Consider the following 14,730-nt stretch of genomic DNA (forward strand, 5'->3'; position numbering starts at 1 on the left):
CCGCTATGAACGCCAACTTCGCCTCCTTCCTCTATCTGGTCTCCGGCATCCTGTTCATCCTGGCATTGCGCGGCCTGTCGCATCCGACCACCAGCCGCCAGGGCAACATGTACGGCATGATCGGCATGGGCATCGCCATCGTCACGACGCTGGCGCTGGCCACCCCTTCCGCCGGCCGCTTTGCGCTGATCGTGCTCGGCCTCGCCATCGGCGGCTCGGTCGGTGCGGTCACGGCACGGCGCATTGCCATGACCTCGATGCCGCAGCTGGTCGCCGCCTTCCACTCGCTGGTCGGTCTTGCCGCGGTCATGGTGGCGGCCGCCGCCATCTATGCGCCGGAAAGTTTCGGCATCGGCACCGTCGCCGATATCCATGCCCAGGCGCTGATCGAGATGAGCCTCGGCGTTGCCATCGGCGCCATCACCTTCACCGGCTCGGTCATCGCCTTCTTGAAGCTCGACGGCCGCATGTCGGGCAAGCCGATCATGATCGGCGGCCGTCACTTCATCAACGCAGCCCTGGGCATAGCGCTCATTGTGCTGATCATGCTGCTCGTCACCACCGAGTCCAAGCTGGTGTTCTGGCTGATCGTTGCCGCCTCGCTCGTGCTCGGCGTCCTTCTCATCATCCCGATCGGCGGCGCCGACATGCCGGTGGTCGTATCGATGCTCAATTCCTATTCGGGCTGGGCAGCGGCGGCACTCGGTTTCACGCTCGGCAATCTGGCGCTGATCATCACCGGCGCGCTGGTCGGCTCATCGGGCGCCATCCTGTCCTACATCATGTGCAAAGGCATGAACCGAAGCTTCATCTCGGTCATCCTCGGCGGCTTCGGCGGCGAGACATCAGCCACTGCCGACGACGGCATCGAGCGCACCGTCAAGCAGGGCTCTGCCGAGGATGCCGCCTATCTGATGATGAATGCGCAAAAGGTCATCATCGTGCCGGGTTACGGCATGGCCGTCGCCCAGGCGCAGCACGCGCTGCGCGAAATGGCCGACAAGCTCAAGGCCAACGGCGTCGACGTCAAATACGCCATCCATCCGGTGGCCGGCCGCATGCCCGGCCACATGAATGTGCTCTTGGCGGAAGCCAACGTGCCTTACGACGAAGTGTTCGAGCTGGAGGACATCAACTCTGAGTTCGCGCAGGCCGATGTCGCCTATGTCATCGGCGCCAACGACGTCACCAATCCGTCCGCCCGCGACGACAAATCGTCGCCGATCTATGGCATGCCGATCCTCGACGTCGACAAGGCGCGCACCTGCCTGTTCGTCAAGCGCTCGCTCGGGTCCGGCTATGCCGGCATCGACAACACGCTGTTCTACAACGACGGCACCATGATGCTGCTCGGCGACGCCAAGAAGATGACCGAGGAGATCGTCAAGGCGATTGATCACTGAAACGGCGTCGTTGCCAACTCACTGCCGGTCGTCGAAATACAGCCCTGGCTCCGCGCCGGGCTTTTTCTTGGCTGTTACCGGTTCTGAAGCTACGATAGCGACCCGTCGTCTTGTTTAACGGCGTCATCGGTGGAGGTGCTGGTGCCCGACCTTGGTTCTGCCGCGTCGCCGGCCGCCGATCTGACCGCAGCAGAGAAGGTGCCGCGCAAGCGCAGCCAGGCGGTGGTGGTCGTGCACGGTATGGGCGAACAGCGGCCCATGGACACGTTGAGGGGATTTGTCCAGGCCGTTTGGAGCCACGATCCGGCCCGTGCTCCGTTCTATGCCCATGTCGCTGATCCGGCCGACCCAATGGGTGCGAAGATCAACCAGAGCTGGATCACGCCCGACAGCCGGACCAATTCGCACGAGCTTCGCCGGATCACCACACCGTATGATGTCGATGGCCGCCGCACCGATTTCTACGAGCTTTACTGGGCCGACATCACCCAGGGCACGACCCGGAGCCGCCTTGCTGCCTGGGTGACGACCCTGCTCTGGCGCAAGCCCGCCGATATTCCGCGCGATGTGCGCAAACTCTATGTCGTCACGCTTTTGGCCACCATCGTCGTCCTTGGCGCGGCGCTGGCGCTCGCAACGTCGGCCTGGCAAGGCTATATCTCCTGGACGACCGGCGTGCTTGTCACCGTCCTGGCGTCGTTCGTTATCTGGTCGGTGGACCAGTTTGGCCTGCCCTATTTCGGCGATGTCGCCGCCTATGTGCGGGCCGAAGCGGCGACGGTCGAGAAGCGCGCGCTGGTCCGCGAGCGTGGCCTCAAGCTGCTGAAGCGCCTTATGGTGGACGACGCCTACGACCGCATCGTGCTGGTCTCGCACAGCCTGGGGTCGATCATAGCCTATGATCTGTTGCAGATATTATGGGCCGATTTCAGGCCTCGAAAGCTGGAAGCCATTCGCGACAGAGCGAGGCTGAAGGCGATCCACGCCGTCGATAAGGCGACGCTGGCCGCCGATGCTTCCGCCTGGCCCGACCGCCTCGATGACCTCCCCGCATTCCGGCGCGGCCAATGGGAACTCTACCGGCAGCTTCGCGACAGTGACGCCGATCATCCGCTGCCGTGGAAGATCAGCGATTTCGTCACGCTGGGCAGTCCGCTGACCCACAGCGAGTTTCTGGTGACCTACAATCTTGCCGAGTTCAGGCGCGGCATCGCCGAGCGGCTGTTCTCGGCATGCCCGCCGATCGCCGACAGGGCGGCGGGCGGGACTATGCTCTATCAGGAAGGCCGCAGCCATTCGGGCAAGCCACAGCGGGCGGTGCATCATGGCGCGATGTTTGCCGCGATGCGCTGGACCAACATTTTCGACAGAGGCAATGGCTGGTTGACCGGCGACCCGATCTCCGGGCCGATGACGGAGAACTTTGGTCCGGGCGTGGAAAACATCCAGGTCGAGCTGCGCGGCTCGCTCGGCCGCGTCTTCACGCACACTCTCTACTGGTCGTTGACGGCGAGCGGCGTCGAGGCCAACGCACCGTCCGGCGTGCCGCGCTCGCACCTTGCCGTGCTGCGCGATGCGGTCGATCTCGGCCGCAAGCTGGGTGACTGAGCTGTCGGTGGCGAGCAACGCACGACAATGCTGCGCCGACAGCTCAAAGCAAGGTCCGCTTCGGGGTAATCTTCGAAGCGGACCGAGTTCGCTTAGGCGCCGATCAACGATTGGTCAGGAAAATCGCTTCCTCGTCGTCGCGCTGCCTGCCGCCAAGTGCTGCAGCCGCACTGGCAATGAAAGCCCCGACGACCAGCGACAGCGCGCCAATCAGTGAGAAGGTGGCGCCTGCCTTTCTGGCGGTGTCGGCCGCCTGCTGGGCCTTGACCTTGGCCTCCTGCGCTTTGGCGATTACCGCATCGACGCGAGCGGTGGCATCGGCTTCGGACAGGCCTGTGCGGGCGGCCACCAGCCGCGACAGATAGGTCTTGTCGTCGGCCGATATTTCGCCTGCTGCGGCACTCGCGATCAGAATGCGCGATGCCTGCGCCGTTGCCGCGGCGTCGCTCTCCGGATTGGCGGCAGCGAGCCTTGCCGGATCGGCCGGGCGGAACAGCGTATCGACGAAATACGATGTGGCGTTGTCAGTCGAGGCGCCACCAGCGTTTGCAGCAGCACCTGCCGAAGCGCCCATTGCCGCGCCGGATGCCACAGTCGAAGCGGCCTGGACACCGGTACCTATCGCGGCCGAAAGCGCCGTGCCGAGCACGCCGGCGACGAGCAGCGTCGCCAGCGCCCAGGCCAGGAAGCCGTGAGCGGTATCGCGGAAGAAGACTTCATCGGTGTGGATGCCGACCCATTTGGTGCGCAGGCGTCCGGCGAGGTAGCCGCCGAGGGCCGACGACAGCCACTGCACGACGATCAGCCAGACGGCGGTGGAAACGGCGAAAGTTGTGACTGACGCACCCGAGCCGGACCATGGCGACACCATGCTAAGTCCAAGCCCGGAGCCGAGCAGCATCAAGATGAAGGTAAGCGTCGACGCAGCAAAGGCGCCGGCGACGATTGGTCCCCAGCTGACGGCGGGGGATGAGGATTCCGTCGGTGCGGAAACCTCGGTAGTCGTTAGGGTGGACGGCATGGAAGCCTCCTACCTTGCAAAAAGCAGAATCAGAATAATGATCGGAATCGGGACTCCGAGAAGCCAGAGCAAAATGCCACGTCCCATGAATGCCTCCTGCGGCGATTGTGATCAACTACAATGCCTTGAAAGACTTTCCGTTCCGGGAGATCCTCGGTGATCTTTGTTGCGGTGCAGCAGTCGGCGTCGGTGCGCCAAGATGCACCAATGCACTTCATGCCTGCAGGCTGGGTATTCTGGATGGCGGCTCAGATGTCCAGATTGGCGACCGACAGCGCGTTTTCCTGGATGAATTCGCGCCTTGGCTCAACCTCGTCGCCCATCAGTCGCGAAAACAGTGAGTCCGCGTCAGTCGCGTCATTGACCTTGACCTGTAAGAGCGAGCGCACATTCGGGTCGAGCGTCGTTTCCCAGAGCTGCTCGGCGTTCATTTCGCCAAGGCCCTTGTAGCGCTGCATGGTCAGACCCTTGCGGCCGGTGGCAAACACGGCATTAAGCAGTGCCAGCGGCCCCGAAATTGTTTCGGAGACATCCTTGCGGCGCAGCACCGGCGGCTCGCCATAGATTTCTGCCAGGCGCGGCGCATAGCGGTCGAGCTGGCGTGCGTCGGCGGAATTGATCAGCGCCAGGTCGAGATGCGCGAACTCCTTGACGCTGCGCACCGTGCGCTCGAATACATAGCCGCCGACGCCCTCGTTGGAGGTCGACATGCGGCCTGTCCAGCCGCGCTCGGTGTCCTCGGCGATAATGTCGAGACGGCGGGCAACGCGCTCGGCCATCTCGTTGGCGCGACCGAGGTCGGTGAAGATTTCGGGGTTGAGCGCGCCGGCAATCGCTGCCTGCTCCACCACGCCCCTGTTATAGCGGGTATGCAATCCGTTGATGAGTTGGCGGACAGCCAGGGCATCGTCGATGGCGCTGCGCAGATCCTGTCCGGCCCGCACCTCGCCCGTGCTGAGCGCAAGCGACGCTTCTTCCAGCCCCGAGCCGATCAGGAATTCCTCGAAGGCGGCTTCATCCTTGATATATTGCGAGCTCTTCCCTCGTGTCACCTTATAGAGCGGCGGCTGCGCGATATAGAGATGACCGCGTTCGATCAGTTCCGGCATCTGGCGGAAGAAGAAGGTCAGCAGCAAGGTGCGGATATGGGCGCCATCGACATCGGCGTCGGTCATCAGGATAATCTTGTGGTAGCGCAGCTTGTCGGCATTGAACTCGTCCTTGCCGATCGAGGTGCCGAGCGCAGTGATCAGCGTGCCGATCATGTCGGAGCCGAGCATGCGGTCGAAGCGGGCGCGCTCGACATTGAGGATCTTGCCGCGCAGCGGAAGAATGGCCTGGTTCTGGCGCGAACGGCCGCCCTTGGCCGAGCCGCCGGCGCTGTCGCCCTCGACGATGAAGATCTCGGATTTCGCCGGATCGCGCTCCTGGCAATCGGCCAGCTTGCCGGGCAGCGAGGTGACGCCGAGCGAGCTCTTGCGGGTGATGTCGCGTGCCTTGCGCGCGGCTTCACGCGCGGCAGCGGCCTGGATGACCTTCTCGATGACCGCCTTGCCCTCGGTCGGGTGCTCCTCGAGCCAGGTGCCGAGCGCCTCGTTGACGAGCCCTTCGACCACCGGGCGAACCTCGGACGACACCAGCTTGTCCTTGGTCTGCGAGGAGAATTTCGGGTCGGGAACCTTGACCGACAGCACCGCGGTCAGGCCTTCGCGGCAATCGTCGCCGATCAGCGCCACTTTTTCCTTCTTGGTCAGGCCCGAGGAGTCGCCATAGCCGGTTATCTGGCGTGTCAGCGCACCCCGGAAACCGGCGAGATGCGTGCCGCCGTCACGTTGCGGGATGTTGTTGGTGAAGGCCAGCACGTTCTCGTGGTAGCTGTCGTTCCACCACATGGCGACTTCGACGGTGATGCCGTCGCGCTCGGCGCGGATCGAAATCGGCTTGTCGAGCAACGGCTTCTTCGTTCGGTCGAGATATCGGACGAACTCTTCCAGCCCGCCATCATAGTGCAGTTCATGGCGCACGATGTCGGCATGGCGGGCATCGGTCAAAACGATGCGCACGCCGGAGTTCAGGAAGGCGAGCTCGCGCAGCCGGTGCTCCAGCGTACCATAGTCGAACTCGACCATGGTGAAGGTCTCGGACGACGGCAAGAACGTGATTTCGCTGCCGCTGCGCCCTTCATAGGTGCCGGGGACCTTGTCTTGTTCATAACTGCCGGTGATGCGCAGCGGCGCGTCGGCATCGCCATGCGTGAAGCTCATCTCGTAGATCTGGCCGTTGCGACGGATCTTCAGTTTCAGCCAGGCCGACAGTGCGTTGACGACCGACACGCCGACGCCGTGCAGGCCGCCCGACACCTTGTAGGAGTTCTGGTCGAACTTGCCGCCGGCATGCAGCTGCGTCATGATCACTTCGGCCGCCGAAATGCCTTCGCCGGTGTGGATATCGGTCGGAATGCCGCGGCCATTGTCGATGACCGTCACCGAGCCGTCCGGATTGAGCGTCACCGTCACCAGGTCGGCATGGCCCGCCAGTGCTTCGTCGATGGCGTTGTCGACCACCTCATAAACCATGTGGTGCAGGCCCGAGCCGTCGTCGGTGTCGCCGATATACATGCCCGGCCGCTTGCGAACGGCGTCCAAGCCCTTCAAAACCTTGATGGAATCGGCGCCGTATTCGGCTTCAACGCCGTTGGCGATGTCGGTGTGGTCGCTCATGAAAACCTGTCTGATTGGTGCCGTGTGCAGAGCGCGAAAAATCGGCGTCGAATCGCGCATTCCTAATGTCGTAGATATAGGCGCAAAAGGCGGTTTTTCCAAGGTTTGCAGGCATTTCCGAACGGAATGACCGTCGCGTGAACCCGCTACCGGCGCCTGGCTTCGATCCTGGCCAGCCGCTCACGCAAAAACTTGATCATGAACTTGTATCGCGGCGCCAGCCGACCGGTCCGGTCGAGCTCCAGCGTCATGTCGAGTGCCTTGGAAAGGACGGCTTTCGGGTCCTTTGCGACTTGGGCGTAGTCGATATAGGCAACCACCAGGTCGCGCTGCCAGGTGGCGTTGTCCGGATCTGACTGGGCAAGTTTCTCGCGAATGGCAAGGCTGTCCTGAAGGGCTTGCCGGGCTCCCCTGACGTCGCGCTGCCTGAGGCGGAGCGTGGCGACTTCGGACAGCGTTATCGACAAGTCCCGCTGCCAGTCGGAATTGGCGGAATCGAGCTTGGCCAGCCTCTCCGCAATCGCGTAGCTGTCCAGATAGGCTTTCAGTGCGCCTTTGTGGTCGCCCTGTATCGCCAGGACGCCGGCGACCTTCTCGAGGCACACGGACAGGTCGCGCTGCCAATCGGTGTTGTTCGGGTCGCCGGCGGCGAGCGCGCTGGCTTGCGAGAGTGCCTGACGATAAGCCGAAAGTGCCGCCGGCCAATTCTGCTGGTCGCTCAGCGCGTTGCCGACCTTGGCGTTGCCGACGGACAGGTCGCGTTTCAGCTCGGTGTCGTCCGGATCGCGTTTCGCCAGTTGCTTGACGATCGCCAGGCCTTCCTTGTAGGCCGTCAGCGCCCCAGCGGCGTCGCCGCGTTCGCGCAGCAGGTCGCCTATCGTATCGTGGCTGACCGAGACGTCACGCTGCCGATCGGCGTCTCCCGGTCTGTCCGCCGCCAGCGCCAGCCGCACCTTCAGGCTCTCTTGATAGGCCGCCTGTGCGTTGTCCAGTTGACTTGCGACATGGGCAAGGTGGCCGATCTCATCATAGGTGATGGTCAGGTCGCGCTGCAGTTCGGCACGGTCGGGCTCTCCGGCAGCGAGCTGTTTCTTGATCGACAGGCTTTCCTGATAGACCTGTGCGGCGCCGGCCAGATCACCTTGCGTCGCCAGCACGTTACCGATCTTGTCGTCGGTCATGGCGAGGTCGCCGAACCACTCCAGATTGTCCGGCTCTGCCTCGGTCAGGTCCTGCAGAATGGTCTTGGCCGTTTCATAGTTTTGCAGCGCTGCCGGCAGATTGCCTTGCGCCATCCGCACGTTGCCGAGCTTGACGTGGCTGACGGCGAAGTCGCGCTTCACGTTGGGATCGGTTTCGTGGCGCGACCGCCGCTCGAGATCGGCTTGCAGCGCCTCGAAGGCGCGGCCAGCAGCATCGATGTTGCCGACCGTGGTATAGAGCTTGCCGAGCTCGTCCAGCGTGCGGATCAAGCGGTCGGCGTCGTCGAGCGACAGCACCACCTGTCCGGCTTCGCCATAAAGCGTGAGCACGGATTCATAATCCTTGATGGCTGTGGCGTAGTCGAGGTCGGCGCGCGCTGCCCCGCCGGACAAATAGCGCGTCGCGGCTTCGGAAAGCGTGCGACTGACGAAATTGGCCTTCAGCGCGTTGCGCGAGATATTGTCGATCTCGGCTGCTTCGGCAAGCTTTTTCCGCGCGGCATCGAACGCTCCCAGCGAAAGCTGCTCTTCCGCCTGCCGGCGCAACGCTGCCACTCTGAGATCGTCGGAGGAAAGCGTCTGCATTTCGCTCCGCACCTTGACGAAGGCGTCGGCTGCCTCACGCAGCCTGGCGTTCAGACTGTCCGCGGAGAGGCGGCCGGCATCGGAACTGATCAACGCGCCATAGAGCGGTGCCAGCGGCATGTCGGCGTCGCTGGCGATCTTTTCCACCTCGCCACGCATCGCGGGCGTCACCTCGGCCATGGCCAGCAACAAGCGTTCGCGCTCCGGCAGTTTCTCCTTGGCTGTCGTGGCAAAGAACAACTGCGGCAGGCCGCTCTCGACATAGGGCAATTGCCTGCCGCGCGAGAGATCGTAGACCTCCTGCTGCACGAGCGTCAGCACGGAGCGGATCTCAAGACCCTCGGTGCCGAGGTATTTCGTCAGCGCCGCGGTGAACGGCGAATTCTGGCCGGTCCCATCCGAGGCGGTCTCGCCGGGCGCCGCCGAGAAGGCAAACAGGATGTTTTCTGCCCGCCCGATGCGGCCAAGACCCGGCCGGACCTTGTCGCTGACCTCTTTTACCAGCGCCGTTGCGCCGCGGCCTTCGCCGCCCGTGGCAGCAAACGGATCGCTGCGGCAGGCATCGAGCACGATCAGTCCGACCTTGCTGGTGGCGGCGACGGCCGCGCGGATCTCCTCCAGCGGCAGGCTGGTCCCTTCCAGCGTAGCGAGCGACGACGCGTCTGCATCCACCGGCAGGAGCCGATTCTCGCCGGCGATCTCGACGCCGTGGCCGGAGAAGAACACCAGTGCCACGTCGGCGCCTTTAGCATCCTCGCGGAAATCGTCGAGCGCCCGGCGCATGCGCCGCAGGTCGCGGTTGGTTTCGAGGAAGACCTCGAAACCGAGCTTCCTCAGCACCGTTTCCATGACCTCGCCGTCATTGACGGGATTGGCGAGCGGCCGGATCAGCCGGTAGTCGTTCTCGGCGATGACCAGCGCAACGCGCCGCTCCGCCATGGCACCGGAGGCCGTCGAGAGGATCAGCAGCACAGCAAACAGAAGACGCAAATCGAACCGCCCCGGCCCGGTCATTTCCCGGAGCATTCCATCTCTTTATGGCATGAGCAAGTTATGGCATCGGCAAGCCCGGCCGTTCGCGTTGTTAGCTGGCGCGCATCGGCCTCAGCGCTTCGCTCCAGCGGGACAGCTCGTCCAGCATGGTCTTGGCTCCGCCGAGCACCTGCTCGCTGGGCAGGAAGGCGCCGGTCTCGTCGAGCAGCTTCTGGTACATCGGGAGCGCCACGCCTTCCGGAATCGGCATGACGCCGACCGCGGTCAGCAACGGTTTGACCGCCTGCGCCGCTCGTAAGCCACCGGAGACACCGCCGTAGCTGAGGATGGCGGCCGGCTTGTATCGCCATTCCCTGAGCAGGTAGTCGACCGCGTTGACGATCGCGGGGGCTGCGAAATAATTGTATTCCGGCGCTACGAAGACGAACGCGTCGGCGGCGTCGATTGCTTTCGACCAGGCTTTCGTGTGGCTGTTTTCGTATCTGCCGAGTCTAGGATGATGCGGCTCGTCCAGCACCGGCAGGTTGAAGGCGGCGATATCGGTGAGCAATGGCTCGAATTTGCCGTGTTCGCGCGCAAAACTTTCCAACCACCTTGCGAAAACGGGTCCGGCGCGGCCCGGCCGCGTGCTGCCGATGATGACGTTCAACTGGTGCTTCAAGGCAGGCTCCCGCCGGTTAGTGGCATCTGTGGTGCTGCCACCTAAGACACACAGCCGGACACAGCAAGCAGGCACTTTCCGGTGCCCCGGTCACATTCCAGAGAGCGGATGCTTCGCCTTGTCGTCCGGCCACATGGACGCTTGCCTTGCCAGCCACTACATTGAGGGGTCAGCGGAGCAAGCCATGGACAGTCAGCCCGTCCCCTTCGTCCCGCCGGCGCCGAAGCCGCGCACCGCGCCGCCTTCGACGCTGGAGATGATCCGCATCGTCTATCGCAATCCGCTCGAACTGTGGGGCGAGGCGACCTACAACGAGCCCTGGATTTCGGTGAACGGCGTCGGTGGACCGCTGGTCATCGCCAACGATCCCGGCCTCATCCGCCATGTGCTGGTCGACAACGCCAAGAACTACAAGATGGCGACGGTGCGCCAGAAGATCCTGCGGCCGATCCTGCGCGACGGGCTGCTGACCGCCGAAGGCGAGGTGTGGCGGCGTTCGCGCAAGGCGATGGCGCCGGTATTCACGCCGCGTCACATTTTCGGCTTCGCCGAGCCGATGCTGAAACGCACGCTCGAATTCGTCACCCGTTACGAGCAAGGTGGCACGTCGGATATCGCCCACGACATGACGCTGCTCACCTTCGACATCCTGGCTGAGACGCTGTTTTCGGGCGAGATATCGGGCGAGCCGGGCAGCTTCGCCAAGGAGATCGACCGCCTGTTCGAGACGATGGGCCGGGTCGATCCGCTCGACCTTTTGCGTGCGCCCGATTGGCTGCCGCGCCTGACCCGCATCCGCGGCCGCAAGACCATGGCCTACTTCCGCAAGATCGTCACCGACACGGTGCAGATGCGCGAGGCGCGGCTGAGGCGCGCTCCGGACACGGTGCCGCAGGATTTTCTCACGCTGCTGTTGAAGGCGGAAGGACCGGGCGGGCTGACCCGGGCCGAGGTCGAGGACAACATCATCACCTTCATCGGCGCCGGCCACGAGACTACAGCCAGGGCGCTCGGCTGGACGCTCTACTGTCTCGCCGAAGCGCCATGGGAGCGCGAAAAGATCGAGCACGAGATCGATGCTGTGCTGGCGCGTGAGCCCGACCCGACGAAATGGCTCGACGCCATGCCGCTGACCCGTGCCGCCTTCGACGAGGCGCTCAGGCTCTATCCGCCGGCGCCCTCGATCAACCGCGAACCGATCGAACCCGAAACCTGGAACGGCCTCTATATACCGCGACGCGCCGCGGTGCTGGTGATGCCGTGGGTCGTCCATCGCCACAGGAAATTATGGGACCGGCCGGACGCTTTCATGCCGGAGCGCTTTCATCCGGGGAATCGCGAAAAGATCGACCGTTTCCAGTATTTGCCGTTCGGCGCCGGCCCCCGCGTCTGCATCGGTGCCAGCTTCGCCATGCAGGAGGCGATCATTGCGTTGGCGATCATGCTGTCGCGCTACCGTTTCGACACCACCGCGGAGACCCGCCCCTGGCCGGTGCAGAAGCTGACGACGCAACCGCAAGGCGGGCTGCCGATGCAAGTCACCCGGCGCGCCTCGTAAGCGGCTGAACGTCCATTCGCGCCGGTATTATGCGGCGGACTTGCGTTGGAACTGGCCCGCGGCGCGGTAGCGCCAGAGATAGCTGGGCAGGATGGTTCCGATCGACCGTGGCTGGATTCCGAGGCCGGCGAGCGTCCTGTTGTCCTTGACGGCGGCATCCGACACGACATTGTGCTGGCGCAACAGCAGGACCTGGTCCTTGGTCAACAACGGATTGGGCAGCAGCCCGAGAATTGATGCCTGGAGGTTCGCCAGCCACCACGGCATAGGCAGCAAAAACCGCTTGCGTTCGATGATAACAAGCAATTCTTGCATGCATTCCTTGAAAGTGAGCACCTGCGGCCCGCCGAGCTCATAGATATGGCCGCCCTGGACCTTGCCGTCGACCGAGTGCGCCACCGCTTCGGCGACGTCGCCGACATAGACCGGCTGGAATTTCGTCTGACCGCCGCCGATCAGCGGCAGGACTGGGGAAAAGCGGGCCATGTTGGCAAAGCGGTTGAAGAAACCGTCCTCCGGCCCGAAATTGATCGATGGCCGCAGGATCACAGCGTCCTGGACCGTCTCAAGAACGGCCTTTTCGCCAAGCGCCTTGGTGCGCGCATAGTCCGATTGTGCGTGGAGATCCGCGCCCAGAGCCGAGATGTGGGTGAGGCCGGCGCCGACGGCGCGCGCCGCTTCAGCGACAGCGCGCGCGCCGAACTCGTGGACGGCAGTGAATTTCTGCCGGCCGGCCTCATGCGCGATCGCCACCAGATTGACGACATGGTCCGCGCCTTGCACGGCGCGGTCGACCGACCAGCGCACCCGGACATTGGCCTGCACCGGCTGGATCTGCCCGACATTGCCGAGCGGCTGCAGGTGGCCGGCGAGATCGGGCCGACGGCAGGCGACCCGGATGCGGTAGCCGCGCCTGGCCAGCGCCCGCACGACATGACGACCGACAAAGCCGGAGCCGCCGAACACGACGACGAGCTTTGGGGTCTGCAGGATTTCGGTCATGGCTGGCTCCGGCGGGCTATCCAGATGGCTTGGTTGAAGCCGTTTCATAGTCCGTTTCGCGCCAAAGGCAAAGGGCGACCATAGGTCGCCCGGCATTGTTGAAGCATGATTTTCCGGATCCGCTCGAAACGGCAGAAAACTCCGCCGAGGCCCGGCTTTGCGGTAACTCCATTCGAAACAGGAACCTTTGTTCGGTCGGCGATTTTAGATGTATGGTTTGATTCCGAATGAAGGATATTGCCAATGACAAAACGCGTTGCGATCTTCGCTCTGGCATTAGCAGCAGGCTGCAGCATTGGCGCCTCGGCATTCGCCGGAAACCGGCATCACCACCAAGCTCAACCCGAACGCTATGTTCCCGCCAACGGCGACATCATCGAGTTCCTGTTCGGTGGCCCGCGCTACTATGACAACCACCTGTTCACGACAGCCGCCGAACCCTGCTCCTACAACAGGGTAGGACCGGACGCGAATGCGGCGAACGTCATCAACGATCATTATTGCGGGAAGTAGGCTCGCGCTGCCGGATCGGCCGGCCTCCTCAGCCGCTCATCGGACAAACGAATTTCCTCAGGACGAATAGCGCGCGGCGAATTCGGAAATGCGTTGCACCACAGCTTTCGGCGCGCTTATGCCGCGCGCCGCCGCCTTCTCCGCGGCCTCGGCCCGGGCACGCCCCGGCACATGCACGCCATAGCGCCGCCGCAACCGGTCGAGCTGGTCCTTCATCCGTTTCTCGAAGTCCGGATCGAGCAGCTTGGGCTCGACGGCGAGCACGAACAGGCCGGTCCCCGGACTGTCCTGCCCGCCGTCGAACCATGGCGCATCGAGCGACCAGTTGGCGCCCGACAGGCCGGCAGCCAGCACCTCGACCATCAGCGCGATGTTGGCGCCGCGCTGGCCGCCGAAGGCAAGCATGGCGCCTTTCATGGCGGCTGCCGGGTCCGTGGTTGGATTGCCGCTGGCGTCCAGTGCCCAGCCTTCGGGGATCTTCTTGCCGTCCTCGGCCGCCTTGCGGATGTTGACGAAGGCGGTGGCGCTCGACGACTGGTCGATGACCAGCGGCGCCCCGTCCGCGGCCGGTGCGGCAAAGGACATCGGGTTGGTGCAGTAGACCGGCTTGACCGAGCCCGAGCCGGCAAGCACGGCCGGGCCGTTGGTCGCGGCGAACGATACCAATCCCTGCGAGGCCAGCCGTCCGGTGAAATAGCCGAGCGCGCCGCACGTATAGGCATTCTTCTGCGAAAAGATGGCAACGCCGAACAGCCGCGCCGCCTTGGCGAGGTCATCGATCGTGCGGTCGAAACCGGTATGCGCCAGTCCGCCGCGGGCATCGGAGAGATAAACCGCGAGCGCTGGCCTGGTGATGACAGGATCGGCATTGCCGTCGATACGGCCGGCTTCCAGCGCTTCGAGATAATCAATGAAATGCGACAGCCCGACGGTCGATAGTCCTTCAGCCTCGGCCGCGACGATCGAGGCAGCCAGCGACTGCGCCGCCTCTTCGTTGGCGCCGGCGCCAAGTGCGGCCATCCGGCACAGCCCTGTCGCCTGGTCGAGACTGAGTTGCATGGTAGCTGCCCTGAATTCGCGACTTTAACAGCTTTAGCCTAGCTTGCTCGGGATCCGTGCCTCGAGCCGGCGGAAGCCGAACACCAGGATACCGGTGATGGACATATAGACCAACGCCAGAAGCAGCAAGGGTTCGTAGGTGACGAAGAGATCCTGGCGCACCCGCGAGGCTACGGCATAGATGTCGACCATGGTTATCGTTGCCACCAGCGGTGTTGCTTTCAGCTGGAGAACGGTTTCACCCGCCAGCGTCGGCAGCGCCCGGCTGATCGCCTGCGGGAGCCATATTCGCCCGAAGATTTTCCAACGGCTCATGCCGAAAGCGCGGGCCGCCTCGAGTTGGCCGTGCGGTACACCGGCGAAGGCGCCACGCATCACTTCAACTTCATAGCCGGCATACGAGAT

11 protein-coding genes are annotated in these 14,730 nt (G+C 63.7%); 4 read left to right on the forward strand and 7 right to left on the reverse strand.

All coding sequences use genetic code 11. The features are described 5' to 3' along the window. The first annotated feature begins 5 nt into the window (after positions 1-5). Positions 6-1,403, forward strand: coding sequence for an NAD(P)(+) transhydrogenase (Re/Si-specific) subunit beta (locus NKH37_RS32820; RefSeq protein WP_353007013.1), 1,398 nt, complete (start codon positions 6-8; stop codon positions 1,401-1,403). A 141-nt stretch (positions 1,404-1,544) separates the two neighbouring features. Further along, the gene (locus NKH37_RS32825) at positions 1,545-3,011 is read left to right on the forward strand and encodes a hypothetical protein (protein WP_352849163.1); all 1,467 of its coding nucleotides are present in this window, start codon (positions 1,545-1,547) and stop codon (positions 3,009-3,011) included. Positions 3,012-3,114: 103 nt separating this feature from the next. Here the strand turns inward: NKH37_RS32825 and NKH37_RS32830 are convergent, their stop codons facing one another. The 4 genes from NKH37_RS32830 to NKH37_RS32845 all read right to left on the reverse strand — a co-directional run bounded on the left by NKH37_RS32830 (position 3,115) and on the right by NKH37_RS32845 (position 10,193). Then, entirely contained in the window at positions 3,115-4,032 is a 918-nt protein-coding gene (locus NKH37_RS32830; protein ID WP_023718037.1) for a hypothetical protein, read from the reverse strand. A gap of 248 nt (positions 4,033-4,280) precedes the next feature. Beyond that, positions 4,281-6,752: a DNA topoisomerase (ATP-hydrolyzing) subunit B gene (gyrB, locus tag NKH37_RS32835; protein ID WP_352495206.1), complete on the reverse strand. Its 2,472-nt coding sequence runs from the start codon at positions 6,750-6,752 to the stop codon at positions 4,281-4,283. Positions 6,753-6,898: 146 nt separating this feature from the next. Beyond that, positions 6,899-9,565 (reverse strand): caspase family protein, encoded by a 2,667-nt coding sequence (locus tag NKH37_RS32840; protein WP_353007015.1) that lies wholly within the window; start codon positions 9,563-9,565, stop codon positions 6,899-6,901. Between the two features lie 58 nt (positions 9,566-9,623). Next, on the reverse strand, positions 9,624-10,193 hold the full coding sequence (locus NKH37_RS32845) for an NADPH-dependent FMN reductase (protein ID WP_023718034.1): 570 nt from the start codon (positions 10,191-10,193) through the stop codon (positions 9,624-9,626). Positions 10,194-10,377: 184 nt separating this feature from the next. On the opposite strand from NKH37_RS32845, the gene NKH37_RS32850 reads away from it, so the two are divergent. Beyond that, a complete protein-coding gene (locus tag NKH37_RS32850; protein ID WP_023718033.1) occupies positions 10,378-11,751 on the forward strand; it encodes a cytochrome P450 in 1,374 nt (457 codons plus the stop codon). Positions 11,752-11,778: 27 nt separating this feature from the next. Here NKH37_RS32850 and NKH37_RS32855 read toward each other — a convergent pair whose 3' ends face one another. Further along, a complete protein-coding gene (locus tag NKH37_RS32855) occupies positions 11,779-12,753 on the reverse strand; it encodes a complex I NDUFA9 subunit family protein (protein WP_023718032.1) in 975 nt (324 codons plus the stop codon). A 243-nt stretch (positions 12,754-12,996) separates the two neighbouring features. On the opposite strand from NKH37_RS32855, the gene NKH37_RS32860 reads away from it, so the two are divergent. After that, on the forward strand, positions 12,997-13,266 hold the full coding sequence (locus NKH37_RS32860; protein WP_352484389.1) for a hypothetical protein: 270 nt from the start codon (positions 12,997-12,999) through the stop codon (positions 13,264-13,266). Between the two features lie 57 nt (positions 13,267-13,323). On the opposite strand, the gene NKH37_RS32865 is transcribed toward NKH37_RS32860, so the two are convergent. Together NKH37_RS32865 and NKH37_RS32870 are read right to left on the reverse strand one after the other, a co-directional pair. Beyond that, positions 13,324-14,325, reverse strand: coding sequence for an Ldh family oxidoreductase (locus NKH37_RS32865; protein ID WP_023718030.1), 1,002 nt, complete (start codon positions 14,323-14,325; stop codon positions 13,324-13,326). A 33-nt stretch (positions 14,326-14,358) separates the two neighbouring features. Next, positions 14,359-14,730: ABC transporter permease subunit (locus NKH37_RS32870; RefSeq protein WP_353042414.1), on the reverse strand; the 372-nt coding region annotated here is incomplete at its 5' end.

The sequence above is a fragment of the Mesorhizobium sp. M1217 genome, from assembly GCF_040318275.1.
Lineage (GTDB): Bacteria > Pseudomonadota > Alphaproteobacteria > Rhizobiales > Rhizobiaceae > Mesorhizobium.

Bases quoted from the DNA above. Each gene is read 5' to 3' on its own strand.
- gyrB (WP_352495206.1), bottom strand. From the start codon at position 6,752: ATGAGCGACCACACCGACATCGCCAACGGCGTTGAAGCCGAATACGGC.
- NKH37_RS32850 (WP_023718033.1), top strand. From the start codon at position 10,378: ATGGACAGTCAGCCCGTCCCCTTCGTCCCGCCGGCGCCGAAGCCGCGC.
- NKH37_RS32830 (WP_023718037.1), bottom strand. From the start codon at position 4,032: ATGCCGTCCACCCTAACGACTACCGAGGTTTCCGCACCGACGGAATCC.
- NKH37_RS32865 (WP_023718030.1), bottom strand. From the start codon at position 14,325: ATGCAACTCAGTCTCGACCAGGCGACAGGGCTGTGCCGGATGGCCGCA.
- NKH37_RS32860 (WP_352484389.1), top strand. From the start codon at position 12,997: ATGACAAAACGCGTTGCGATCTTCGCTCTGGCATTAGCAGCAGGCTGC.
- NKH37_RS32820 (WP_353007013.1), top strand. From the start codon at position 6: ATGAACGCCAACTTCGCCTCCTTCCTCTATCTGGTCTCCGGCATCCTG.
- NKH37_RS32855 (WP_023718032.1), bottom strand. From the start codon at position 12,753: ATGACCGAAATCCTGCAGACCCCAAAGCTCGTCGTCGTGTTCGGCGGC.
- NKH37_RS32840 (WP_353007015.1), bottom strand. From the start codon at position 9,565: ATGCTCCGGGAAATGACCGGGCCGGGGCGGTTCGATTTGCGTCTTCTG.